We start from the raw sequence: 23,678 nt of genomic DNA on the forward strand, positions 1-23,678 counted from the left end.
GCCACCCTCCCGGGCAGCGGGCCCCACGCATCCGTCGCGCGTCAGCGCTCGATGTCGACGTCCTTCGTCTCCTTCGAGATGACGAGGGCGATGAGCGTCAGCAGGCCTGCGCCCGAGAGGTAGATGCCGACCCAGAAGGGGCTGCCGCCGCCGAGCGTCCACAGCGCCACGGCGATGAACGGTGCGACGGCCGCGCCGAGGATCGACGAGACGTTGTACGAGATGCCCGAGCCCGTGTAGCGCACGTTGGTCGGGAACAGCTCCGGCAGGAGGGCGCCCATCGGGCCGAACGTGAAGCCCATGAGCGACATGCCGATGATGAGCCATGCCATGACGCCGAAGAGCCCGCCGCCCGTGAGCGGCACCCACAGCAGGCCGAAGACGATGATGGCTGCGGTGACCCAGATGAGCGTCTTGCGGCGGCCGAAGCGGTCGGCGAGCGGGCCCGAGACGAGCGTGAAGATGCCGAAGAAGACGACGCCCACGATGAGCATGAGCACGAAGGTGTTGTACGAGTAGCCGAGACCCGGAACCGCCGCATCCACCGGCGCGCGGCCGTAGGTGAGCGAGAACGCCGTCATCAGGTAGAAGAGCACGTACGTCGCGAGCATGAAGAAGGTGCCGAGGATGAGCTCCTTCCAGTGGTCGCGGAACACGGTCGCGAGCGGCAGGCGCTGCACCGTGCCGCTCGACTTCGCCTTCGAGAACGCGGTCGACTCGACGAGCTTGAGGCGCACGTAGAGGCCGACGATCACCATCAGGGCGGAGAACAGGAACGGGATGCGCCAGCCCCACTCGAGGAACGCCTCGGACGGCATCGAGGGGTCGTCGCTCGGCAGCGCCGCGGCGATGATGAGGAAGAGGCCGTTCGCGATGATGAAGCCGATCGGTGCCCCGAGCTGCGGGAACGTGCCGTACCAGGCGCGCTTGCCCACCGGGGCGTTCTCCGTCGCGACGAGCGCCGCGCCCGACCACTCACCGCCGAGCGCGAAGCCCTGCGCGAGGCGCATGAGCACGAGCAGCGCCGCCGCGATCCAGCCGACCTGCTCGTAGGTCGGCAGCACGCCGATGAGGAACGTCGCGACGCCCATCGTGAGCAGCGCGCCGACGAGCGTCACCTTGCGGCCGTGCTTGTCGCCGAGGTGGCCGAAGACGATCGAGCCGACCGGGCGCGCGACCATCGCGGCGCCGAAGACCGCGAACGACGACAGCAGCGCCGTCGTCTCGTCGCCGGCCGGGAAGAAGAGGTGCGGGAACACGAGCACGGCGGCGGTCGCGTAGACGTAGAAGTCGTAGAACTCGATCGTCGTGCCGACGAGGCTCGCGAAGATGACGCGGCCGCGGGAGTTGGCCGGCTTGGACGGCGCGGAGGACGCCTGGGTTGCGGAGATGGACATGCTGCTTCCTGGTAAGCGTCGCGCGCGCGGTGGTCGCGGGTGTGCTGGCGCGCGTTGGAGCGGTCCGCTCGTGACGGTCCGGCCGCGTGGGAGCCACCTTCGGCTCCGGGGGACGACCTGCCCAGTGTAACGAGTGTCTGATACCTCGGTCCCTGCCGGCTACGGCCGCATGGACGACAGCGACCGGAGCGCGAGCGCGGTCTCGACGACAGCCTCGGCCGCCTCGCGGCCCTTGTCCTCCTTCGAGCCGGGCAGGCCCGCGCGATCGATGCCCTGCTGCTCGTCCTCGAGGGTGAGCACCCCGAAGCCGACGGGCTTGCCCGTGCGCACGGCGACCTCCGTCAGCCCTATGGTGGCGGCGTGCGAGACGTACTCGAAGTGCGGGGTGCCCCCGCGGATGATCACGCCGAGGGCGACCGCGCCGTCGAAGCCGGCCTCGAGCGCGCCCTGCGCGACGACCGGCAGCTCGAACGCGCCCGGTACGGGCAGCTCGACGACCTCCGCGCCGGTCTCCGCGAGCGCGCGGCGCGCGCCCTCCAGCAGGCCGTCAGCGATGCGCTCGTGCCAGCGGCCGTGCACGATCGCGATGCGCAGCCCGTGCGCGTCGAGGCGGTGGGTCTCGGGGCGTCCGTCTCCGGCCATCAGTGCTCTCCTTGCTCGTCGTTCTGGGTGATGACCGCAGGCAGCTGGTGCCCCATGCGGTCGCGCTTCGCCTGCAGGTACTGCTCGTTGAAGTCGCCGACGCCGACGAGCAGCGGCACGAGCTCGGAGACCTCGACGCCGTGCTTCTCGAGCTCCGCCTGCTTGAGCGGGTTGTTCGAGAGCAGCCGGATCGAGCCGAGCCCCTGCTGCTTGAGGATCGCGGCGGCCGCGCCGTACTCCCGCGCATCGGCGGGCAGCCCGAGGGCGAGGTTCGCGTCGAGCGTGTCGAGGCCGTCCTCCTGCAGGCGGTAGGCCTTGAGCTTGTTGATGAGACCGATCCCGCGGCCCTCCTGCCCGCGCAGGTAGACGACCATGCCGTTGCCCGACTCCTGCACCTGCTGCAGCGCGGCGTCGAGCTGCGGCCCGCACTCGCACTTGAGCGAGTGGAGCGCCTCGCCCGTCAGGCACTCGGAGTGCACGCGCACGAGCGCGCCGTCCGAAGGCCGGCCGGCGATGATGGCGACGTGGTCGGCGCCGGTCTGCCGGTCGCGGTAGGCGGCCATCCGGAACGTGCCCCAGCGCGTCGGCACGTTCGTCTCGACCTCGAACGACACGCGCGCCGATTCCTCGTTCGCGCCCTTGCACGCGGTCGGCAGGCCAACCGCGTCGAGGTAGTCGATGAGGTCGGCGATCGTGATGACGGGCAGGCCGTGCTCGTCGCCGAAGGCGATGAGCGACGGGAGTCGGCGCATCTCGCCCGTGTCCTCGACGAGCTCGCCGATCGCGGCGACCGGTTCGAGGCCCGCGAGCTGCATGAGCTCGACGGCCGCCTCGGTGTGCCCGGCGCGCTGCCGCACGCCGCCCTCGACGGCGCGCAGCGGCACGATGTGGCCGGGCCGGCGGAGGTCGGCGGGCGTCGCCGCGGGGTTCGCGAGCACGCGCAGCGTGTGCGCGCGGTCGTCGGCGGAGATGCCGGTGCTGTCGCGATCGGCGGCGTCGACGGTGATCGTGTACGCCGTCTGCCGCGAGTCCTCGTTCTCGAGCACCATGAGCGGCAGGCCGAGCTCGTCCGCGCGCTCGCCCGTGAGCGGCGCGCACAGGTAGCCGGAGGTGTGGCGCACCATGAAGGCGATCCACTCGGCGGTCGCGAGCTGCGCCGAGATGATGAGGTCGCCCTCGTTCTCGCGGCCCTCGTCGTCGACGACGATGATGGGCTTCCGCTGCCGCAGCGCCTCGAGCGCCGCGTCGATCGTGGTGATGCTCATCGTGCGTCCTCCCGCTGGAGCATGCGCTCGACATGGCGAGCGACGATGTCGGTCTCGATGTTGACCCGGTCGCCGACGCCGCGGAAGCCGAGCGTCGTCGACTCGAGCGTCTCGGGGATGAGCGAGACCTCGAACCACTGCTCGGGCTCGCCCGGCTCGCTCACGGCGGAGACGGTGAGGCTGATGCCATCGACGGCGATCGAGCCCTTCCGCACCACGAGGTGCGCGAGCTCCGGCGCGAGCGAGAAGCGCACGGTGCGCTGCCCGTCGCCGTCGGTGACGGCGAGCACCGTCGCGGTGCCGTCGATGTGCCCCTGCACGATGTGGCCGCCGAGGCGGTCCCCGACGGCGGCGGCGCGCTCGAGGTTCACGCGGTCGCCCGCGCGGCGGTCGCTCAGTGTGGACATGTCGACCGAGATCTGCATGACGTCGGCCGTGAACGCATCCGTCGCCTGCTCGACGACCGTGAGGCACAGGCCGTTGACGGCGATCGAGTCGCCGTGCGACGCGTCGCTCACGGCGAGGGGGCCGCGCACGGTGAGGCGCCACGCCTCGCCCTGCTCGGATCGGTGCGGCTCGAACGAGACGATCTCGCCGAGCTCTTCGATGATGCCGGTGAACATCACTGCTCGCTCTCTGTCGTGGCCTCGACCAGGAGGTCGCGGCCGAGCTGCTCGAGTCGCGTGACCGCGAGGCGGCGCTGCTCGTCGATGGTGCCGACGCCGATGGCGTCGAGCGCGGTGCGCGGACCTCCGAGGAGGGTCGGCGCGAGGTAGATCGTGAAGCGGTCGGCGAGGTCCGCGCGGATGAACGCGCTCGCGAGCGTCGGGCCGCCCTCGACGTAGAGGGACTGGATGCCGTCGGCGGCGAGGGCGCGGAGCTCGGCCTCGAGGTCGCGACCGGCGGTGCGGAGGCCGCGCGGGTGCTCTCGGAGCGCGGCGCTCGCGGGGATCTCGCGCTCGCCGAAGACGACGGGGAGCGGCTGCGGGGCGTCGTCGACGCCGGGGATGCGCGCGGTGAGCCGGGGGTCGTCGGCGAGCACCGTGCCGGTGCCGACCGCGATCGCGTCATGGGCGCTGCGCTCGCGGTGCACGTGGGCGCGCGCCTCGGCGCCGGTGATCCACTGGCTCGAGCCGTCGGCGGCGGCGGCGCGCCCGTCGAGCGACTGCGCCCACTTGACGGTCACGCGCGGGCGGCCGGTGCGCTGCACGAAGAGCCAGTCGGCGATGAGCGCCTCGCCCTCGGCCTCGTCGAGCCGATCGACCTCGACGCCCGCTGCCGCGAGGCGCGCGGCGCCGCCGGAGGAGGCCTCGCCGGGATCGGCCGCGCCGTGCACGACGCGGGCGACGCCGGCCTCGAGCAGCGCGACCGCGCAAGGGCCGGTGCGGCCGGTGTGGTTGCAGGGCTCGAGCGTGACGATGGCCGTCGCGCCGCGCGCCTCGCCGGGTGCGAGCTTCGAGAGCGCGTCGACCTCGGCGTGCGGGGTGCCGGCGCCGCGGTGCCAGCCCTCGGCGAGCACGCGGCCGTCGGGGGAGAGGATGACGGCGCCGACCTGCGGGTTGACGCCGCGCGGACCGAGCAGCGCGAGCTCGCGCGCGCGAGCCATCGCGCCGCGCTCCGCCGCACTGCTGCCCGCGGTGCCGTTCCCTGCCATGCCGTTCCCTTCCGAACGCGCGCGGGCAACGGGGGGTCGCGAGCGACCCCACGTGCGCCTCCCCTCCGGACTCTCACCGTCGGTGCTGGAATTCCACCAGCTCAGCCGATCGGCCGCTCGGATTCGAGCGGGCCTCTCGGGTCGCGGACTCTCACCGCCGGTTCAGACTTGCACTGACCCCGGGCACGTTGCACTTGCCACCCTACAACTCGCCTCTCGCGCTCCCCATTCCCGCTCGCGCATCCGCTGTTCCACCCGCTGAGCGCAGAGTGTCGGCACTCTGCCGCGGACGGGGCCGCTGAGCGCAGAGTGTCGGCACTCTGCGGGGAAGTGGGCGGGGCGGAAGAGCGAGGCGGTCAGTCGAGGGGCGGCCAGGGGCGCGCGGTCGCGGGCATGCCCGACGCGACCCGCACGGCGTGGTGCTGCAGCACCGGCTCGCCGCGCTGCGTGCCCGGGACGGTGCCGAGGTAGGCGAAGCCTGCCGCCTTCGCGACGCGCATCGAGCCGAGGTTGCCGTCGTGGCAGCGCCAGTGCACCTCCGGCCACGTCAAGCAGCCCTCCGCGTGCCCGACCACGGTGCGCAGCGCATCCGCCATGTGGCCCTTGCCCTGGGCGTCGGGGTGCAGCCAGAAGCCCACCTCGCCGCGCTCGGTGCGGAGGCCGATGACGCCAGCGAGCGGCCCGCGGATCGACTCGCGGATCGCCCATACGCGCTCGTCGTGCTCGCCGCGCCAGCCGGCGGGCGCGAACTCCCGCACGAAGCCCTCCGCGTCGGCGCGCGAGTAGGGCCACGGGGTGTCGAGGAAGCGCCGCGCCTGCTCCGTCGAGCACGCCTCGACGACCCGGTCGACGTCGTCCTCGCGGAGCGCCGTCAGCAGCACCGTGCGGCCGAGCACCGGCAGCGAGGGGCCCGCGAGCGGCGCGGCGCTCATCGCAGCCCCATCGCCCCCAGCGCGCGGGCGAGCGTCGCATCGGCCACCTCGGCAGCGCGCTCGGCGTTCGCGGCGAGCAGCCGGTCGAGCTCAGCGGGGTCGTCGAGCAGCTCGAGCGTGCGCTCCCGCACGGGCGCGAGCTCGGCGACGACGGCGTCGGCGACCGCGGTCTTGAAGACGCCGTAGCCCTCGCCCGCGAACTCCGCCTCGAGCGCGGCGACGGGGGTGCCGGTCATGGCCGAGAGGATGTCGAGCAGGTTCGTGACGCCGGGCTTCTCGGCCCGGTCGGCCCGGATCGAGCCGTCGGTGTCGGTGACGGCCGAGCGGATCTTCTTCGCCGTCTTCGAGGGCTCGTCGAGCAGCCAGATGACGCCCTTGTCGTTGTCGGCCGACTTCGACATCTTCGACTCCGGCGACTGCAGGTCGTAGATGCGCGCGCCGCCGGCGAGGATCACGGGCTTCGGCACCGTGAACGTCTTCCCGAAGCGCTTGTTGAAGCGCTCGGCGAGGTCTCGCGTGAGCTCGACGTGCTGCTTCTGGTCGTCGCCGACAGGCACGACCTCCGTGTCGTAGAGCAGGATGTCGGCGGCCATCAGGATCGGGTAGGTGAACAGGCCGACGGAGGCCGACTCCTGCCCGCCCTTGACCGTCTTGTCCTTGAACTGCGTCATCCGGCTCGCCTCGCCGAAGCCCGTGATGGTCGCGAGCAGCCACTGCAGCTGCGCGTGCGCGGCGACGTGCGACTGCACGTACAGGCACGAGCGGTCGGGGTCGATGCCGCCCGCGATGTACTGCGCGGCGAGCGTCCGCACCTGCTCGCGCAGCACATCCGGGGCCTGGGGCACCGTGATCGCGTGCAGGTCGACGATCGAGAAGAAGGCGTCGTTCTCGCCCTGCATCGCGCGCCACTGCTGCAGCGCGCCGATGTAGTTGCCGAGGTGGAGCGAGCCCGAGGAGGGCTGCATGCCTGAGTAGAGGCGGGGGTTGGTCATGGATGCGTTCCTCGAGTGAGCGGTCACAGGTCGTAGTCGACGATCACGGGCGCGTGGTCGGACCAGCGCGTGTCCCACGCGCTCGCCCGGTCGATGCGGTAGTCGCGGGCGACCTGCGCGAGCGCGGGGGAGGCCATGTGGTAGTCGATGCGCCAGCCGGTGTCGGTGTCGAACGCCTTCCCGCGCTGCGACCACCACGTGTAGGGGCCGTCCCGGTCGGGATGCGCCGCGCGGCCGACGTCGACCCAGCCGTGCCCGCGGCCGCGCTTGCCGTCGACGCCCGTCACCATGCCGGTGCCGAAGAAGCGGTCGAGGTAGCTGCGCTCCTCGGGCAGGAAGCCGGCGTTCTTCTGGTTGCCCTTCCAGTTCTTGATGTCGAGGGGCGTGTGGCCGACGTTGAAGTCGCCCATCACGACGGCGTGCTCGGTGCGCTGCCGCAGCTGCGGGAGGCGCTTGGCCATCGACTCGAGGAAGCGGTACTTGTCGTCCTGCTTCTGGCTGCCGACCTCGCCGCCCGAGTGCACGTAGGCCGAGACGACCGTGAGCAACGTCTCGCCGACGAGGAAGTCGGCCTCGAGCCAGCGGCCCTTCGTGTCGAAGGTCTTCAGCCCGATGTCGGTGCGGTGCTCGATCGACGGCTCGCGCGAGAGCACGGCGACGCCCGCACGGCCCTTCGCTGTCGCCGGGTCGTGCAGCACGTGCCAGCCCGGCACGAGCGGCAGCAGGTCCTCGTCGAGCGCGCGCACCTCCTGCAGCGCGACGACGTCGAAGCCGCCGGCCTCGAGCCACTCGCCCATGCCCTTGCGGAAGGCGGCGCGCACGCCGTTGACGTTGACGGAGGCGATGCGGACCATGCGATCGAGCCTACCGAGGCGCGCCGACGGGCGGCGCCGCGGCGGGCGCGCCCGCGCTGCTCAGCGGAGCCGCTTCGCGAGCCGGCGGTGCACCTTCGCGGCGTCGTCGCCGTCGCGGCGAGCGGCCCGCACCTCCTCGAGCAGCTCCGCCGTCCGCTCGGGCGTGAGCGTCGCGTCGAGCCCGCCGATCTCGACGAGCCGCGTGTAGGCGCGGCCCGTGTCGGTGACCGCGACGAGCGCGAGCACGATGAGCAGCACCTGCATGATGAAGCCGAGCCAGATGAGGATGATGACGGGCGCGGCGATGCCCGCGAGCAGCGGATTGTTCTCGACCCCGCGGAACAGCAGGGTCGCGAGCTGCTTGAGCACGAAGAACGCGACGCCGCACGCGAGAGCAGCGGGCACGATCTGCTTCGCGGGAAGCCGCAGCCGCCCGCCGAAGCGGTAGAGCAGCAGCACGACCGTCGAGTCGAGCACGAGCTGCACCGCGTAGCCGATGAGCTGCGCCGTCCACCCGAGGCCGAGCGCGTCGGCGAGGCTCTGCGTCACCACGAGCACGGCGGAGGAGACCACGACGAGCAGCCCGATGCCGATCGCGACGCCGAGGTCGCCGAGCTTCAGCAGGAAGAAGTTCGAGGGCGCCGGGCCCAGGTCGAACATCGCCCGGAAGCCCTCGCGGCTCACCGCGATCCACGCGATCGCGGTGATGAGGATCGTGACCGAGGCGATGGGGCCGGTGTAGCCGACGATGCTCGAGCCCGTGAGCTGCTCGACGTCGAGCGCACCCTCTGGCCCGAGCAGGCCGGGGATCGCGGCGCCGATCGACTCGATGACGGCTTCCCGCAGCACGACGTTGTCGCCGAGCACCGCCATGAAGATGGAGAAGGCGAGGAAGAGGGCGGCGAAGAGCGAGAGGAACGCCTGCAGGGTCATGCCCTGCGCGAGCACGGGGCCGCGCAGCTCGAGGAAGCGCTGCCACGCCCGCACCGGCCACGACCGCATCACGCGGTCGACCAGCTGCTTCATGGGCCCCCCTCGCACGCTCGTGGCAACGCTCGGCGAGCCCAGCGTAGTGTTGCAGCATGAGTGCGCTCGCAGGAGTCGGGGTCGGGCGCGGCATCGCTGCCGCGAAGGTGCTGAGGATGCCGGAGCCGCTCGCGCCGCCGAGCGACGAGCCGCTCGCCGCCGACGTCGATGCAGAGCATGCCCGCGTGCAGCAGGCGCTCGCGCACGTCGCCGACGAGCTCAACGCGCGCGCCGCCGCCGCGGGCGGCGAGGCGCAGCAGGTGCTCGAGGCAGCGGCGCTCATGGCGCAGGATCCGGCGATCCTCGACGACGTGCGCTCGCGGCTCGACGGCGGGGCGAACGCCGAGCGGGCGACGTGGGATGCGTATGCCCAGTTCCGCGAGATGCTCACCGCGATGGGCGGCTACATGGCCGAGCGCGCCACCGACCTCGACGACGTCGCGCAGCGTGTCGTCGCGCGGCTGCGCGGCGTCGCGGCACCCGGCGTGCCCGTCTCCGACGAGCCGTTCATCCTCGTCGCGCGCGACCTCGCGCCCGCCGACACCGCGACCCTCGACCTCGAGAGGACGCTCGCGCTCGTGACCCAGGAGGGCGGGCCGACGTCCCACACCGCGATCCTCGCCCGCTCGAAGTCGCTCCCGGCGGTCGTGGGCGTCGTCGGGCTGCTCGACGCGGCGGCTGACGGGCAGCGCGCGATCGTGGACGCGCGGGCCGGCACCGTCGAGCTCGACCCCGACGACGCAGCCGTCGACGCCGCGCTCGCCGAGCGCGAGGCGCGCCTCGCCGCAGCCTCGGCGCCCATCACGGCGGGGGCGCTCGCCGACGGCACGGAGGTGCCGCTGCTCGCCAACGTCGGCTCGCCCAAGGACGCGGCGGCCGCCGTCGCCGCCGGCGCCGAGGGCGTCGGGCTCTTCCGCACCGAGTTCCTCTTCCTCGACGCGTCGAGCGCCCCGAGCGTCGAGCAGCAGACGGCGTCGTACACCGAGCTGCTCGAGGCCTTCCCCGGCAAGAAGGTCGTCGCGCGCGTGCTCGACGCGGGCGCCGACAAGCCGCTCGCGTTCCTGAACGACGCGCACGAGGAGAACCCGGCGCTCGGGCTGCGCGGCATCCGCGCGCTGCGCGCGAACGAGGCGATCCTGCGCGACCAGCTCACGGCGCTCGCGAACGCCGACGCGGCGACCGACGCCGAGCTGTGGGTGATGGCGCCGATGATCGCCGACGTGGAGGAGGCGGAGTACTTCGTCGCGCTCGGGCGCGAGCTCGGGCTCAAGGTCGTCGGCGCGATGGCCGAGGTGCCCTCGATCGCCGTCGTCGCCGACCAGGTGGTCGAGGCGTGCGACTTCGTCTCGATCGGCACGAACGACCTCACGCAGTACACGCTCGCCGCCGATCGGCAGCTCGGCTCCGTCGCGGCGCTGCAGGACCCGTGGCACCCCGCGGTGCTGCGGCTCGTGAAGATGCTGGGGGATGCGGGGGCTCGCGCTGGCAAGCCGGTGGGCGTCTGCGGCGAGGCGGCTGCCGACCCGGCGCTCGCGGTCGTGCTCGTCGGGCTCGGCGTCACGACGCTCTCGATGAGCGCGTCGGCGATCGCCGACGTGCGCGCCGAGCTGCTGACCGTGACGCTCGGTCAGGCGCGGGCGCGGGCCGAGCGCGTGCTCGGCGCCCGCTCGGCCGCCGACGCGCGGCAGCTCGCCGCCGCCGTTGCCGCGGGCTGAGGCTCAGCCCGCCCCGGGGGTTCGCTTCCGCGAGCCCTGCGCTCGCGCGATCGCGACCGCGAACTCGCGCGCCCGCTCGCGCTCGCCCTCGATCGGCAGCACGACGACCTCCCGTGCGACCGCGCTGACCTGCTTGCGCAGCCGCCGCCTCGCGCGCGCCCGCCGCGCCGCGCCGACGGCGCCGCCGATGATCGCGCCGACGATGCCGAGCACGACGCCGAGCAGCAGTCCGCCGATGAGCAGGGCGAGCGGGATGGGCCAGCCGTCGAGCCACGTCGCCGTGCCCTCGACCTGCGGGATGACCGGTGCGACCATGCCCCACAGCGGCAGCAGCACCGGCAGCAGCAGCCACACGCCGCCGAGCACGGCGGCGATGAGCGCGAGCCACTGGATCGCCCCGAGCAGCGGCCACCACCACGAGGCGCGGGCGCCGAGGTCGGTGCGCGCGACCGCCCGGTCGAGCTCCGGCGGCAGCGACTCGAGCGCATCCGCCGCGTGCTCGTGGATCGCGGCCGACCAGCCGTCGCCGAGCCCCGCCGCGGCTGTGTCGGCGTAGGCGCGCACCGCGGTGCCGGCCTGCGCGCGCTGCGCGGCGCTCATCGGCGGCAGGCTCGTGCGGTGCACCTCGGCGTCGCGCCGCTCGCTCGGCCCGGGCGCCAGGTGGAGGCGGCGCAGCGGGTCGGGCGCGAGCCGCAGCACCCACGACGTGAGCGGCCAGCCCGTCGCCTGCCCGGCGCGCTTGCGATAGGAGCCGGCGACCGCGCCCGCGACCGCGTCGACGTTCGCGGCCGCGGCGAGCCCGCGCTCGAGCGACTGCGTGTCGGCGGAGCGCACCTTGCCCGGCACGCCCGCGGCCTCGAGCCGGCCCGCGACCGAGCGGATGTCGGCCGCGAGGCGCTGCGACGCGGCCTTCCGCTCGGCCGCGAAGCGCGCGATCACGCGCCGCAGGTCGTCGACGCCCGCGCCGGTCGTCGCCGAGACCGGCAGCACGAGCACGTCGCCGAGCCCATCGCGGCGCAGCAGCCCGCGCAGCGACTCGACGACGCGGCCCACCTCGGCCTCGGGCAGCCGGTCGACCTGGTTGAGCACCGCGGTCGTGACCGCCGCGTGGCTCGCAAGCGGCGCGATGAAGTCGCGGTGGATGACGGCGTCGGCGTACTTCTGCGGGTCGACGACCCACACGAGCACGTCGACCTGGCCAGCGAGCCGCTCGGCGATCGCCCGGTGCTCGAGCGCGACCGAGTCGAAGTCGGGCAGGTCGAGCACGATGAGCGAGAGCTCCTGCCCAGGGGCGGGATCGGTGGCGAAGGGCCGCTCCATGATCCGCCGGTCGCTCACCTGCAGCCAGTCGAGCAAGGCGGATGCGCCACGCGGGTTCCAGACCGCGGCGAGCGGCACCGAGGTGGTCGGGCGGCGCACGTGCGTCGTCGCGATCTGCTCACCCGCGAGGGCGTTCATGAGCGACGACTTGCCGGAGCCCGTCGCGCCGAAGAAGCCGACGACGGTGTGCTCCGACGAGAGCGCGCGGCGCTCGGCGGCGCTCGCGACGATGCGTCGCACCGCCTCGAGGTCGTCCTCCGGCACGCGGCCCGCGCCGAGCTCAGCGGCCTCCGAGAGCGCGCCGAGCAGCGCGTCGACGGTCGGCTCGCTCACCGTGCCGCCTCGTCGGCATCGCCGGGGCGCGCGCGAGGCAGCACCGGGGGCGGTGCCCAGCCCGAGCGCGGCTCGAGCTCGCGCACCTCGTCCGCCTCGCCCTCGAGCGGCGGCTCGACGTCGTCGTCGAGCACCTCCGCCTCGACGAGGTCGCTGCGCTGCACCTCGCGGGACGGCGCACTCGCCGCGGTGCCGACCGACCGCATCGCGGTCTCGAGCTCGACCGCCCGGTCGCGCAGCGCATCCGCCGTCGTGCCCCGCTCGACCGGCTCGAGCAGCGCATCCCATCGCGCCGCCTCGGCGTCCATGAGCGCGCGCACCCGCGCGTCGAGGTCGTCGCGCGCCTGCGCGGCGAGCCGGCGCACGGCGTCCTCGCCGAAGATCGTCTCGAGCAGCTTCTGCCCGACGACCGCCGAGCCGCCCGCGATCGCGAGCTCGGCGCCCGTGAGGCCGCCGGTCGAGCCGAACACGACGACCATGAGCGCGACGGTGATGACGTTGAGGCCGAGCGACATGACGCGTGCCTTCGTGCGCTTGCCCGCGGCCTGCTCGGTGATGAGCTCGATGAGACCCTGCTGCCACTCGCGCACGAGCCGGCTCGCGCGCTCCGAGAGGTCGGGGGTCGGATGCGCGAGGTCGACGCCGCTCGTCAGCTGCCGCCCGACCGCGCCCTGCCGCACGCGCGACCAGGCGTCGGATGCGGCGCGGCCGGCCTCGTCGACCATGACGGCGTGCAGTCCGCTCTCGATCTCGTGCTCGATCTCGACGGCCGGCGGCGGTCGGCCGTGGAACCACGCGACGACGCGGTCGCGCGTCTTGGAGTACCAGGACTCGACCGTGCGGAAGACGTCGGAGGTGCCGACGAAGTCCTGCCAGCGGGCGAGCACCTCGCCGCGCAGCAGCACGCCGTCGCGCGTCGCGTCGTGCACGCGCTCGGCCGCGTCCTCGTGCGCCGTGCGCACCGTGGCGCGCAGGTCGCGCACGACGACGAGCTGCTCGTCGCGCGCCTCCGCGACCGCGCGAGCCGTGACCGCGAGCCGCTCGACCGCCCCGGCGAGCGTGCGCCCGGCGACGCGGGCGCGCTCTGCGCGGTCGCCCGCGATGCCCTGCAGCCAGCCGCCGACCGCGGCGGCGGTGCCGGCCGGCAGCATGCCGCGCTCGTCGAGCGGCGACTCGGTGACGACGAAGACGGGTGCGGTGCCGAGCCCGCGCGCGGCGAGCATCTGCCGCAGGTCGGCCTCGACCTCGGCCTCGGCGCCGGGCGGCACGCGGTTCAGCACGACGCCGACCGTGATGTCGCGCGCCGCGGCGTCGTCGAGCAGGCGCCACGGCACCGCGTCGGCGTAGCGGTTGGCGGTCGTGCAGAAGAGCCAGAGGTCGGCCGCAGCGAGCAGCTGGGCGGCGAGCTGCCGGTTCTCGTCGGCGATCGAGTCGACGTCGGGCGCGTCGAGGATCGCGAGGTCGCGCGTCACGCGCTCGTCGGCGACGAGCACGACCGAGCCGACGAGCGCCGCGTCGGGGTCGTCGCCCGCCTCGTGCGACGGCGCCTCGCGCACGACGCCCGTGATGCGCGCGAGCCCGGGGAGGATGCGCGTGGAGGCGAACCACGCGCCGTCGGCCGGGGCGTGGAGCAGGATCGGCTGCCGGGTCGTGGGCCGGATGACGCCCGTGCGCGTGACGGGGTGGCCGACGAGGGCGTTGACGAGCGTCGACTTGCCCGCGCCGGTCGAGCCGCCGACGACCGCGAGCAGCGGCGCGTCGAGGTGCGCGAGCCGCGGCTGGATGTAGTCGTCGATCTGCCGCACCGCAGCCTTCCGCGCGTCGCGCGCGGCGTCGGCGCCCGCGACGGCGAGCGGCAGCGCGACGCCGTCGAGCGCTGCCCGCAGCGCGTCCAGCCGGTCGAGCGCGGCGATCGTCTCGGTCACGCCGCCAGTCTGCCCCATCGCACGCGCTCCTGGCTGGGTGCTGCGCCGCCCTCAGCGGCGCCGGTCGCGGAGTCGCGCAACGACGGTCGCGATCGCGATGAGCGCGGCGGCCACGATCGCCGCGATGCCGGTGGGCACCGACTCCAGCTCGCCCGTGCACCGGCCGACGGCGATCCACGACAGGCCCCACGTCATGGCGAGCGCGGGCGCGATGCGGCCGCGGCTCCAGAGCGCGAGCGCGACGCCCACGAGCGCGACGACCGCGAGCACCGCGATCGCCCACGGCTCGAAGGGCTCCGGCTGGACGCCGAGGTCGGCGAGGAGCGCGGCGGTGTTCGCGGCGGTGGCGACCGAGACCCAGCCGAGGTAGAGGCCGAACGTCCCGTCGACGACGAGCGCCTCGATCCGCGAGTCGGGGCGCCCGCGGCGCAGCAGCACGAAGATCGCGATGAGCACCGCGAGCAGCGCGACGATGATGACCTCGGTGAGCCACAGCACGTCGGCCTGCGCGGCGAGGATCCACGCGGCGTTGAGCACGAGCGAGGCGATCGCGAGCCAGCCGGTCGCGCGCTGGCGGCGGTCGGCGTGCTGCCTGGGCAGCACCTGCCACACCGCGTAGGCGGCGAGGCCGAAGTAGATGACGCTCCAGATCGAGAAGGCCGGGCCGTCGGGCGCGATCGGCGTCGCGGCGTCGGAGAGCGCGCCGCCCGCGGACGAGCCGATCTCCTGGCCGCCGAAGAGCCCGCCGCCGAGCGCGGCGGCGGCGATCGTGATCGGCAGTGCGAGCAGCGCCGCCCACGCGCGCACTCGATCGGCGGTCGTCAAAGCGCCGTTCCTCGAGTGGAGGGCACCGGTCTCGGATGCGGTGGCCATGGCCCGACGATAGGTTGCCAGGCTAACAATCTCCTGGACGAGACGACGAAGGGTCGGTCCCGAGCGGGACCGACCCTTCGAGCGACAGGCTCTCCTAGAGCTTGACGCCGGAGATGAGCGCCTGCTTGACCTCTGCGATCGCCTTGGTGACCTGGATGCCGCGCGGGCACGCATCCGTGCAGTTGAAGGTCGTGCGGCAGCGCCACACGCCCTCCTTGTCGTTGAGGATGTCGAGCCGCACCTGGCTCGCCTCGTCGCGCGAGTCGAAGATGAAGCGGTGCGCGTTCACGATCGCGGCCGGGCCGAAGTACTGGCCGTCGGTCCAGAAGACGGGGCACGAGGTCGTGCACGCCGCGCACAGGATGCACTTCGTCGTGTCGTCGAAGCGCTCGCGCTGCGCGATCGTCTGGTGGCGCTCCTTCTCGGGCTTCGACGCCGCCTGGAGGAAGGGCTGGATCTCGCGGTAGGAGTCGAAGAACGGCTCCATGTTGACGATGAGGTCCTTCTCGAGCGGCAAGCCCTTGATCGCCTCGACGTAGATGGGCTTCGAGATGTCGAAGTCCTTCACGAGCGCCTTGCAGGCGAGGCGGTTCTTGCCGTTGATGCGCATCGCGTCGGAGCCGCAGATGCCGTGCGCGCACGAGCGGCGGAACGCGAGGCTCGGGTCCTGCTCCCACTTGATGCGGTGCAGGGCGTCGAGGATGCGCTCGGTCGGGTACATCTGCACGTCGTAGTCGACCCAGCGCGGCTCGTCGTCGACCTCCGGGTCGTAGCGGCGCACGATGACGGTGACGTTGAACGACTCCGGCACGTCGTGCGACGGAGCCGGCTGCGTCTCCCGGTCGGCGCCGTCGTACTCGTTCTCGACCGGCTTCGGCTCGGTCGACGACTGCGCGGCCGCCTCGGCGACCTGGTGCGCGCTCGACTGGTCGTCGGTCGAGACCGAATCGGGGCGGTCGGCCATCGGCGTCGGAGCGCCGGTGGGGCCGCTCTGCGAGGCGTGGACGCCCGAGTCCTGGCCCTTGGGGTCGCCCTGTGGCAGCTGGCTGTCGCTCATCAGTACTTCCGCTCCGTCGGCTGGTAGTGGGTCATGCGCACCGGCTTCCAGTCGAGGCGGATGCCCTGGCTGGCGCCCGTCTCGGCGTCCGTCCGGTACGCCATGGTGTGCTGCATGTAGTTGACGTCGTCGCGCGTGGGGAAGTCGTCGCGCATGTGCGCGCCGCGCGACTCCTTGCGGTTGATCGCCGACACGACGACCACCTCCGCGAGGTCGAGCAGGAAGCCGAGCTCGACGGCCTCGAGCAGGTCGGTGTTGAAGCGCCGGCCGCGGTCGTGGATGCGCACGTTCGGGTACCGGGAGCGGAGCTTCGCGATGTCGGCGAGCGCGGTCTGCAGCGTCTCCTCGGTGCGGAACACCTGGGCGTTGCGGTCCATCGTCTCCTGCAGCGCCTTGCGGATCTCGGCGACCGACTCGGTGCCCGTGCCCTCGCGCAGCTGGGCGAGCATCTTCACCACGCCGTCCGCGGCATCCGCGGGCAGGTCGACGAAGTCGGCCCGCTGCGCGTAGTCGACGGCGTTGTTGCCGGCGCGCTTGCCGAACACGTTGATGTCGAGCAGCGAGTTCGTGCCGAGGCGGTTCGCGCCGTGCACCGAGACGCACGCGCACTCGCCGGCCGCGTAGAGGCCCGGGATGACGGTGTCGTTGTCGGCGAGCACCTCGGCGTCGTTGTTCGTCGGGATGCCGCCCATCGCGTAGTGCGCGGTCGGGTAGACGGGCACGCGCTCGACGACCGGGTCGACGCCCAGGTAGGTGCGGGCGAACTCGGTGATGTCGGGCAGCTTCGTCTCGAGCACCTCGGCGCCCAGGTGGGTGCAGTCGAGGTAGACGTAGTCCTTGTTCGGGCCCGCGCCGCGGCCGTCGAGCACCTCCTGCACCATCGACCGGGCGACGATGTCGCGCGGCGCGAGGTCCTTGATGGTCGGCGCGTAGCGCTCCATGAAGCGCTCGCCCGAGGCGTTGCGGAGGATCGCGCCCTCGCCGCGCGCACCCTCGGTGAGGAGGATGCCGAGGCCCGCGAGGCCCGTCGGGTGGAACTGGTAGAACTCCATGTCCTCGAGCGGCAGGCCCTTGCGCCAGATGATGCCGACGCCGTCGCCCGTGAGGGTGTGGGCGTTCGAAGTGGTCTTGTAGATCTTGCCGAAGCCGCCGGTCGCGAACACGACCGCCTTGCCCTGGAAGACGTGGATCTCGCCCGTCGCGAGCTCGTAGGAGACGACTCCCGCGACGCGCTTTCCCTGGGGCGTCTCGGTCATGATGAGGTCGAGCGCGTAGAACTCGTTGAAGAACTCGACGCCGTGCTTCACGCAGTTCTGGTACAGCGTCTGCAGGATCATGTGGCCGGTGCGGTCGGCCGCGTAGCACGCGCGGCGCACGGGCGCCTTGCCGTGGTCGCGCGTGTGCCCGCCGAAGCGGCGCTGGTCGATCTTGCCGTCCGGGGTGCGGTTGAACGGCAGGCCCATGTTCTCGAGGTCGTAGACCGCGTCGATGGCCTCGCGCGTCAGGATCTCGGCCGAGTCCTGGTCGGTGAGGTAGTCACCGCCCTTGATCGTGTCGTACGTGTGCCACTCGTTGCTGTCCTCCTCGACGTTCGCGAGCGCGGCGGCCATGCCGCCCTGCGCCGCGCCCGTGTGGGAGCGGGTCGGGTAGAGCTTCGTGATGACGGCCGTCGACGCCTTCGGGGCTGCTTCGATCGCGGCGCGCATGCCCGCGCCGCCGCCGCCGATGATGAGCACGTCGTGCTGGTGGTAGTGGATGCCGTCGGTGACGGTACTCGTCTCAGCCATGTACCTGGTGATCTCCGGATCTCGTGCTTAGAGGTCTGCGCAGAACGACGGCAGCAGCGAGGGGTCTGCGGTCGGCGGGCAGGGGTTGAACGTGAACGTGATGAGCGTGCCGAGCAGGATGAGGATCGCTGCGGCGACCGCGATCGCGCCGAGCGCGATCTGGCGGATGCGCGGCTTGTGCACGTAGTCGTTCACGATCGTGCGCATGCCGTTCGAGCCGTGCAGGATCGCGAGCCAGAGCATCGTGACGTCCCACCACTGCCAGAACGGGTCGGCGAGCTTGCCGCCCACGAAGCCGAAGTCGATGGCGTGGATGCCGCCCGGCGTCCAGATGAGGTTGTAGGCGAGGTGGCCGAAGATGAGCACGACCAGCACGACGCCGGAGGCGCGCATGAAGATCCAGCCGGCCTTCTCGAAGCTCGGTCCGCGCTTCGAGCGCGCGGGGTAGGCGTAGTTCGGGGTCTCGATCGTGGCGGTCATCAGTGGCCACCCTCCATCGGCGAGAAGACGTTGATGAGGTGGTTCGGCACGAAGTAGGCCATCAGCACGACCACGAGCCCCATCACGATCCAGAAGAGCGGGCGCTGGTTGCGCGTCGCCCACGGCCACACGTCGACCAGGATGATGCGCAGGCCGTTGAGGGCGTGGAGCACTACGGCACCGACGAGCACCGTCTCGCCGAGCCCCATGATGGGGTTCTTGTAGGTCGCCATGACGGCGTTGTACGCCTCGGGGCTGACCCGGATGAGTGCCGTGTCGAGCACGTGCACCAGCAGGAAGAAGTAGATCGCCACACCGGTGATTCGGTGCAGCACCCACGACCACATGCCCTCGTTGCCGCGATACAGCGTGCCGCTGAACGAGGTCTTCCGGGGCGCGGGGTCGGGGAGGGTGAGGCTGCTCGATGTCTCAGACACGCGCGTTCCCTCCAAGGATTGACCGGGCTAGTGCCTCCATCCTATGCCCGCGGGGAGCACTGCTCCGGTTCGCGCCCGATCGCGTGCCGCCTCGCGCACGCCCTCGGCGAACGGCCGCGACACGCCGTGCGCACTACGCGTCGACGAGGCCGCCGGCGCCGCGCAGCGCGCGCTGGGCCGCCGCCTCATAGTGGCCGAGCAGCTCGTCGCACACCGCCGACCACGACCGGCCGAGCACGCGCCGCCGGCCGGCCTCGCCCATCCGCGACCGCATCGCCGCGTCGTCGACGAGCGCCCCGATCGCGCTCCGGAGGTCGGATGCGTCGTCGGGCTCGAAGAGGAAGCCGGTCGTGGCGTGCTCCACGAGGTCGATCGGCCCGCCGGCGCGGGGTGCGACGACCGGCAGGCCGCTCGCGGCGGCCTCCTGCAGGGTCTGCCCGAACGTCTCCTCCGCGCCCGTGTGGACGAAGACATCCATCGCCGCGTACGCCGCGCGCAGCGACGCGCCCTGCAGCTGGCCGAGGAAGACGGGCGAGAGCGGGGCGAGCTGGCGCCGCGTCTCGGCCATGCCGGGCCCGTCGCCGACGATCGCGAGCCGGATCCCGCCGAGCCCCTCAAGGGCGCGCAAGCGGTCGAGCCCCTTCTCGGGAGCGACGCGGCCGACGTAGCCGACGATCGTCTCGCCGCCCGGCGCGATGCGGCGCCGCAGCCTCGCCGCGGCGGGGTCCTGCCGGTTGTCGGGGTGGAAGCCGGCGAGGTCGACGCCGCGCACCCACGGGTGGATGCGCTTGACGCCGGCGTCCCGGAGGTCGGCGATCGCGGCGCTCGAGGGGGCGAGCGTGCGGTCGGCGCCGTTGTGGATGAGGCGGATGACGTGCCACGCGAAGGCGGCGCCCGCGCCGAGCCGGTTGCGGCGCGCGAACCCCGCGACATCGGTCTGGTAGATCGCGACGCTCGGCAGGCCGATGCGGGCGGCCTCGGCGATCGCCTGGCCGCCGAGCATGAAGGGGCTCGCCGCGTGCAGCACGTCGGGCTGGAAGCGCGCGAGCAGCGCCGCGACCTGCGGGCTCGGGAGCCCGACGGGGAACTGGCGATACGCGACCGACGGCACCTCGTGCACCGGCACGCCGCGGTAGTGCGCCGGCGCGCCGCAGCGCGGGGCGATGACGATCGCCTCCCGCCCGGTGTCGACGAGGTGGTCGAGCACCCGGCACACCGACGTCGTGACGCCGTTGACCGTGGGGAGGAAGCTCTCCGTGACGATGGCCACCCGCTCGATGCGCACGAGGCCAAGGTAGGGCGGATGCGTGGCCGCGTCACGCGGGCGCGGTGAACGGTGGGTGAACTCACGGCAGCACGCCTGGCCCCTAGAGTCGTCGGCATGCCCGCTCTCGACGACTTCTGCAGCATCATCCCCGCCGGCGGCGTCGGATCGCGGCTGTGGCCGCTCTCCCGCGCGGACGCACCGAAGTTCCTGCACGACCTCACCGGCAGCGGCAAGACGCTCCTGCGCGCGACCTTCGATCGGCTGCAGCCGGTCGCCGGTCCCGGCCGCACGATCGTCGTCACCGGGCGCGCGCACCGCGCGGCCGTCGAGGCGCAGATCCCCGAGCTCGACGACGCGAGCATCGTGCTCGAGGCCGACCCGCGCGACTCGACCGTCGCGATCGCGCTCGGCGCGGCGATCCTGCGCCGGCGGGAGCCCGACGTCATCGTCGGCTCGTTCGCCGCCGACCACGTCATCGACGACGAGCGCTCGTTCCGGCGCGCGGTCGCCGAGGGCGTCGCGGCCGCCCGATCGGGTCGCATCGCCACGATCGGCATCACCCCGACGGAGCCGGCGATCGGCTTCGGCTACATCCGCACGAACGGCTCCGCCGAGATCGAGGGCGCACCGAGCGCCGCGATCGTGCGCGAGTTCGTCGAGAAGCCCTCCGCCGACCGGGCGCGGCGCTACGTCGAGAGCGGCGAGTATCTCTGGAACGCCGGCATGTTCATCGCCCGCGCCGACGTGCTGCTCGGCGAGCTCGCGCGCGAGGAGCCCGAGCTCGCCGCGCACATCGAAGAGCTCGCCGAGGTGTGGGACGAGCCCGCCAAGCGCGGCCCCGCCGTCGACCGGCTCTGGCCGCAGCTCAAGAAGATCGCGATCGACTACTCGGTCGCCGAGCCCGCGGCGGCGCGCGGCAACATGGTCGTCGTCCCCGGCCACTTCGACTGGGACGACGTGGGCGACTTCTCCGCCGTCGCGAAGCTCCACAACGGCGGCCGTCGCGGCCGGCTCGCGATCCTCGGCACCGCCGGCACCGTGCTCGCCGACTCGGCGAGCGGCATCGTCGTGGCGCACTCGAATCGCATCGTCTCGGTGGTCGGCATCAAGGACGTCGTGGTCGTCGACACCCCGGATGCCCTGCTCGTCACGACGACCGCGAACGCGCAGCGCGTGAAGAAGGTCGTCGACGCCGTGCGCCTCTCGGGCAACACCGACGTGCTCTGAGCCGCGGCCCGCCCGCTCTCGCGCTCGACCGGGCGGCTGCGCCCGACCGGGGCCGGCGCGCCCGACCCGCCGGGGCGCACCCGCCCCGATCGGGGTCGGCGAGCACCGAGCGAGCTCGCAGGACCGGACAGCACCGCGCGCCTCGCCCGCCGGTTACGATGGCGCCGACCCGCTCGAAGGAGACACCGTGGCCCGCTCGCTCGCCATCCCCGCGCTCGCCGCCCTGCTGCTGCTCGCCGGCTGCGCCGCCCCGCCGCCCGCCGAGACCGCCGCGCCCGGTGCCTCGGGCGACGCCGAGCAGTCGCTCGAGTGCGCGCAGATGGTCACGAACTCCGGCGGCCTCAACGACCGCTCCTTCAACGAGACGAGCTGGGCGGGCATGGAGCGCGCCGAGGCCGAGCTCGGCGTCGAGGCCAACGTGCTCGTCTCGACGACCGAGAGCGACCTCGCGCCCAACGTGCAGGCGGCGGTCGAGACCGGCTGCGGCTTCGTCCTCACCGTCGGCTTCGAGCTCGCGGCCGCGACCGCCGAGCAGGCGGAGACGAACCCCGACGTGCAGTTCGCGATCGTCGACGAGATCGTCGAGGCGCCCAACGTGCGCTCGATCGTCTTCGACACCGCGCAGGCCGCGTTCCTCGCGGGCTACGCCGCCGCATCGGTGAGCGAGACCGGCACGGTCGCGACCTTCGGCGGCGGCAACCAGCCGCCCGTGACCCTCTTCATGGACGGCTTCGCCGCGGGCATCGACGCCTACAACGAGGCGAAGGGCGCCGACGTGCAGCTGCTCGGCTGGGACCCCGAGACGCAGGACGGCACCTTCACCGGCGACTTCGAGAACGTCGCGAACGGCCGCTCGCTCAGCGAGGCGTTCCTCGCGCAGGGCGCCGACGTCATCCTCCCCGTCGCCGGCCAGGTCGGCGAGGGCGCGCTCACCGCATCCATCGACGCGGGCGGCGCGGCGCTCGTCATCTGGGTCGACAACGACGGCTTCGAGACGCTGCCGGAGGAGTACCGCGGCATCCTGCTCACGAGCATCATGAAGAACACCGAGGATGCGGTGGTCACCGCGGTCGGGGACGCCGCCGACGGCACGATCTCCGACGAGCCCATCATCGGCACGCTCGAGAACGGCGGGGTCGACATCTCCCCGTTCCACGACCTCGACGCGCGCGTGAGCGACGAGACGAAGGCCGAGCTCGAGGCGCTCCGCGAGCAGATCATCGCGGGGGAGATCACCGTGGAGTCGCCCTCGAGCCCTTGACGGAGGCTCAGGGTTTGCAACGATTGCGTTTCGGTGGCCCGCGGCGGCGGTTGCGGGCGTCGTCGCGGCCGTATGCTCGACCATCATGCGCTCAGCCGCGTCGCGGCGAGCGTCCTTTGCACTGGAGGATCCCTTGAAGTTCACCCGTTCCGCCGCGCGCGGCGGCGCCATCGCCCTCGGCGCGGCGCTCCTGCTCGCCGGCTGCGCCGCAGCCCCCGACGCCCCGTCGAGCTCGACGGGCGCGTCCGGCGACCCCGCCGCCACCACCGACATCCAGCCCTGCATCATCTCCGACGCGGGCGGCTTCGACGACCGCTCCTTCAACCAGCTCGGCGCTGAGGGCCTCCGTGCCGCGTCTGAGACGATCGGCGTCGAGCCGATCGAGGTCGAGTCGCAGTCGGAGGCCGACTACGCCGCCAACCTGACGAGCGTCATCGACGAGGGCTGCAACATGGTCGTCTCCGTCGGCTTCGCGCTCTCCGAGGCGACCGCCGCGGCTGCCGAGGCGAACCCCGACCTCAGCTTCACGATCATCGACGACAACGCGATCGACCTGCCGAACGTCAAGCCGATCATCTACGACACGGCTGAGGCGGCGTTCCTCGCCGGCTACGCGGCCGCGTCGTACTCGGAGTCGGGCATCGTCGCCACGTGGGGCGGCCAGCAGTACCCGACCGTCACGATCTTCATGGACGGCTTCGCAGCCGGCGTGGAGTACTACAACGAGCAGAAGGGCGAGAACGTCGAGGTCCGCGGTTGGGACCACGAGGCGCAGACCGGCTCGTTCACGGGCGGCTTCGAGGCCGGTCCGACCGCGCAGCAGATGGCACAGACGTTCATCGAGCAGGGAGCTGACGTGCTCCTGCCGGTCGGTGGCCCGATCTTCCTCTCGGCCGCTGAGGCGATCCGCGACGCGGGGGATGACTCCCGCATCGCCATGGTGGGCGTCGACGCAGACCTCTACGAGACGTCCCCGAACTACGCCGACCTCTTCCTGACGTCGATCATGAAGGGCATGTCGCAGGGCGTCCAGACGGTCGTCGAGGAGGCTGCCGCGGGCAACTTCTCGAACGAGCCGTACGTCGGCACGCTCGAGAACGAGGGCGTGAGCATCGCTCCGTTCCACGACTTCGAGGGCTCGGTCGACCCCGAGCTGCAGGCGGAGCTCGACGAGATCGAGGCGGCGATCATCGCCGGCGAGATCGAGGTCGGCTCGCCCTCGAGCCCGGAGTAA

21 protein-coding genes and 1 riboswitch are annotated in these 23,678 nt (G+C 72.7%); of the genes, 4 read left to right on the forward strand and 17 right to left on the reverse strand.

Features of this window, described 5'->3' with window-relative positions; all coding sequences use genetic code 11:
* Positions 1–41: 41 nt before the first annotated feature.
* The 9 genes from JSQ78_RS12000 to JSQ78_RS12040 all read right to left on the reverse strand — a co-directional run bounded on the left by JSQ78_RS12000 (position 42) and on the right by JSQ78_RS12040 (position 8,762).
* Positions 42–1,397: an MFS transporter gene (locus JSQ78_RS12000; RefSeq protein ID WP_211447856.1), complete on the reverse strand. Its 1,356-nt coding sequence runs from the start codon at positions 1,395–1,397 to the stop codon at positions 42–44.
* A 159-nt stretch (positions 1,398–1,556) separates the two neighbouring features.
* A complete protein-coding gene (gene ribH, locus JSQ78_RS12005) occupies positions 1,557–2,039 on the reverse strand; it encodes a 6,7-dimethyl-8-ribityllumazine synthase (RefSeq protein ID WP_211447858.1) in 483 nt (160 codons plus the stop codon).
* Complete coding sequence (ribB, locus tag JSQ78_RS12010; protein WP_211447859.1) at positions 2,039–3,304, reverse strand: 3,4-dihydroxy-2-butanone-4-phosphate synthase; 1,266 nt, start codon at positions 3,302–3,304, stop codon at positions 2,039–2,041. The genes ribH and ribB overlap by 1 nt, the downstream gene beginning before the upstream one ends.
* Positions 3,301–3,927 carry a riboflavin synthase gene (locus JSQ78_RS12015; RefSeq protein WP_211447861.1) on the reverse strand — a complete coding sequence of 209 codons (627 nt, stop codon included), beginning with the start codon at positions 3,925–3,927 and terminating at the stop codon, positions 3,301–3,303. Before JSQ78_RS12015 ends, ribB begins: the two co-directional genes overlap by 4 nt.
* A complete protein-coding gene (ribD, locus tag JSQ78_RS12020; RefSeq protein ID WP_249295680.1) occupies positions 3,927–4,958 on the reverse strand; it encodes a bifunctional diaminohydroxyphosphoribosylaminopyrimidine deaminase/5-amino-6-(5-phosphoribosylamino)uracil reductase RibD in 1,032 nt (343 codons plus the stop codon). Before ribD ends, JSQ78_RS12015 begins: the two co-directional genes overlap by 1 nt.
* A gap of 48 nt (positions 4,959–5,006) precedes the next feature.
* A riboswitch (FMN riboswitch) is annotated at positions 5,007–5,149 on the reverse strand.
* A 165-nt stretch (positions 5,150–5,314) separates the two neighbouring features.
* Entirely contained in the window at positions 5,315–5,890 is a 576-nt protein-coding gene (locus tag JSQ78_RS12025; protein ID WP_211447863.1) for a GNAT family N-acetyltransferase, read from the reverse strand.
* The gene (gene trpS, locus JSQ78_RS12030) at positions 5,887–6,882 is read right to left on the reverse strand and encodes a tryptophan--tRNA ligase (RefSeq protein WP_211447865.1); all 996 of its coding nucleotides are present in this window, start codon (positions 6,880–6,882) and stop codon (positions 5,887–5,889) included. The genes JSQ78_RS12025 and trpS overlap by 4 nt, the downstream gene beginning before the upstream one ends.
* A gap of 23 nt (positions 6,883–6,905) precedes the next feature.
* The gene (locus JSQ78_RS12035; protein ID WP_211447867.1) at positions 6,906–7,736 is read right to left on the reverse strand and encodes an exodeoxyribonuclease III; all 831 of its coding nucleotides are present in this window, start codon (positions 7,734–7,736) and stop codon (positions 6,906–6,908) included.
* Positions 7,737–7,796: 60 nt separating this feature from the next.
* Positions 7,797–8,762 (reverse strand): YihY/virulence factor BrkB family protein, encoded by a 966-nt coding sequence (locus JSQ78_RS12040; RefSeq protein WP_211447869.1) that lies wholly within the window; start codon positions 8,760–8,762, stop codon positions 7,797–7,799.
* Positions 8,763–8,818: 56 nt separating this feature from the next.
* On the opposite strand from JSQ78_RS12040, the gene ptsP reads away from it, so the two are divergent.
* Entirely contained in the window at positions 8,819–10,477 is a 1,659-nt protein-coding gene (gene ptsP / locus JSQ78_RS12045) for a phosphoenolpyruvate--protein phosphotransferase (RefSeq protein ID WP_211447871.1), read from the forward strand.
* Positions 10,478–10,480: 3 nt separating this feature from the next.
* Here the strand turns inward: ptsP and JSQ78_RS12050 are convergent, their stop codons facing one another.
* The 8 genes from JSQ78_RS12050 to JSQ78_RS12085 all read right to left on the reverse strand — a co-directional run bounded on the left by JSQ78_RS12050 (position 10,481) and on the right by JSQ78_RS12085 (position 19,974).
* The gene (locus JSQ78_RS12050; RefSeq protein WP_211450667.1) at positions 10,481–12,130 is read right to left on the reverse strand and encodes a GTPase; all 1,650 of its coding nucleotides are present in this window, start codon (positions 12,128–12,130) and stop codon (positions 10,481–10,483) included.
* On the reverse strand, positions 12,127–14,055 hold the full coding sequence (locus JSQ78_RS12055; RefSeq protein WP_249295682.1) for a dynamin family protein: 1,929 nt from the start codon (positions 14,053–14,055) through the stop codon (positions 12,127–12,129). The genes JSQ78_RS12050 and JSQ78_RS12055 overlap by 4 nt, the downstream gene beginning before the upstream one ends.
* A 51-nt stretch (positions 14,056–14,106) precedes the next feature.
* Positions 14,107–14,928 (reverse strand): TspO/MBR family protein, encoded by an 822-nt coding sequence (locus JSQ78_RS12060; RefSeq protein WP_249295684.1) that lies wholly within the window; start codon positions 14,926–14,928, stop codon positions 14,107–14,109.
* Positions 14,929–15,022: 94 nt separating this feature from the next.
* The gene (locus JSQ78_RS12065) at positions 15,023–15,739 is read right to left on the reverse strand and encodes a succinate dehydrogenase iron-sulfur subunit (RefSeq protein ID WP_051223030.1); all 717 of its coding nucleotides are present in this window, start codon (positions 15,737–15,739) and stop codon (positions 15,023–15,025) included.
* 245 nt (positions 15,740–15,984) lie between these two features.
* A complete protein-coding gene (sdhA, locus tag JSQ78_RS12070; protein WP_211447874.1) occupies positions 15,985–17,772 on the reverse strand; it encodes a succinate dehydrogenase flavoprotein subunit in 1,788 nt (595 codons plus the stop codon).
* 27 nt (positions 17,773–17,799) lie between these two features.
* Positions 17,800–18,252 (reverse strand): succinate dehydrogenase hydrophobic membrane anchor subunit, encoded by a 453-nt coding sequence (locus tag JSQ78_RS12075; protein ID WP_211447876.1) that lies wholly within the window; start codon positions 18,250–18,252, stop codon positions 17,800–17,802.
* A complete protein-coding gene (gene sdhC, locus JSQ78_RS12080; RefSeq protein WP_249296067.1) occupies positions 18,252–18,599 on the reverse strand; it encodes a succinate dehydrogenase, cytochrome b556 subunit in 348 nt (115 codons plus the stop codon). Before sdhC ends, JSQ78_RS12075 begins: the two co-directional genes overlap by 1 nt.
* A gap of 223 nt (positions 18,600–18,822) precedes the next feature.
* Entirely contained in the window at positions 18,823–19,974 is a 1,152-nt protein-coding gene (locus JSQ78_RS12085; protein WP_283245023.1) for a glycosyltransferase family 4 protein, read from the reverse strand.
* Positions 19,975–20,070: 96 nt separating this feature from the next.
* Between JSQ78_RS12085 and JSQ78_RS12090 the strand changes: the two genes are divergently transcribed.
* The 3 genes from JSQ78_RS12090 (at position 20,071) to JSQ78_RS12100 (ending at position 23,678) form a co-directional block, all read left to right on the forward strand.
* Positions 20,071–21,183, forward strand: coding sequence for a mannose-1-phosphate guanylyltransferase (locus tag JSQ78_RS12090; RefSeq protein ID WP_211447879.1), 1,113 nt, complete (start codon positions 20,071–20,073; stop codon positions 21,181–21,183).
* A gap of 187 nt (positions 21,184–21,370) precedes the next feature.
* Positions 21,371–22,444, forward strand: a complete 1,074-nt coding sequence (locus tag JSQ78_RS12095; RefSeq protein WP_249295686.1) for a BMP family lipoprotein — start codon at positions 21,371–21,373, stop codon at positions 22,442–22,444.
* 85 nt (positions 22,445–22,529) lie between these two features.
* Positions 22,530–23,678 carry a BMP family lipoprotein gene (locus JSQ78_RS12100; RefSeq protein WP_211447881.1) on the forward strand — a complete coding sequence of 383 codons (1,149 nt, stop codon included), beginning with the start codon at positions 22,530–22,532 and terminating at the stop codon, positions 23,676–23,678.

This window comes from Agrococcus sp. Marseille-Q4369 (genome assembly GCF_018308945.1).
Taxonomy (GTDB): domain Bacteria; phylum Actinomycetota; class Actinomycetes; order Actinomycetales; family Microbacteriaceae; genus Agrococcus.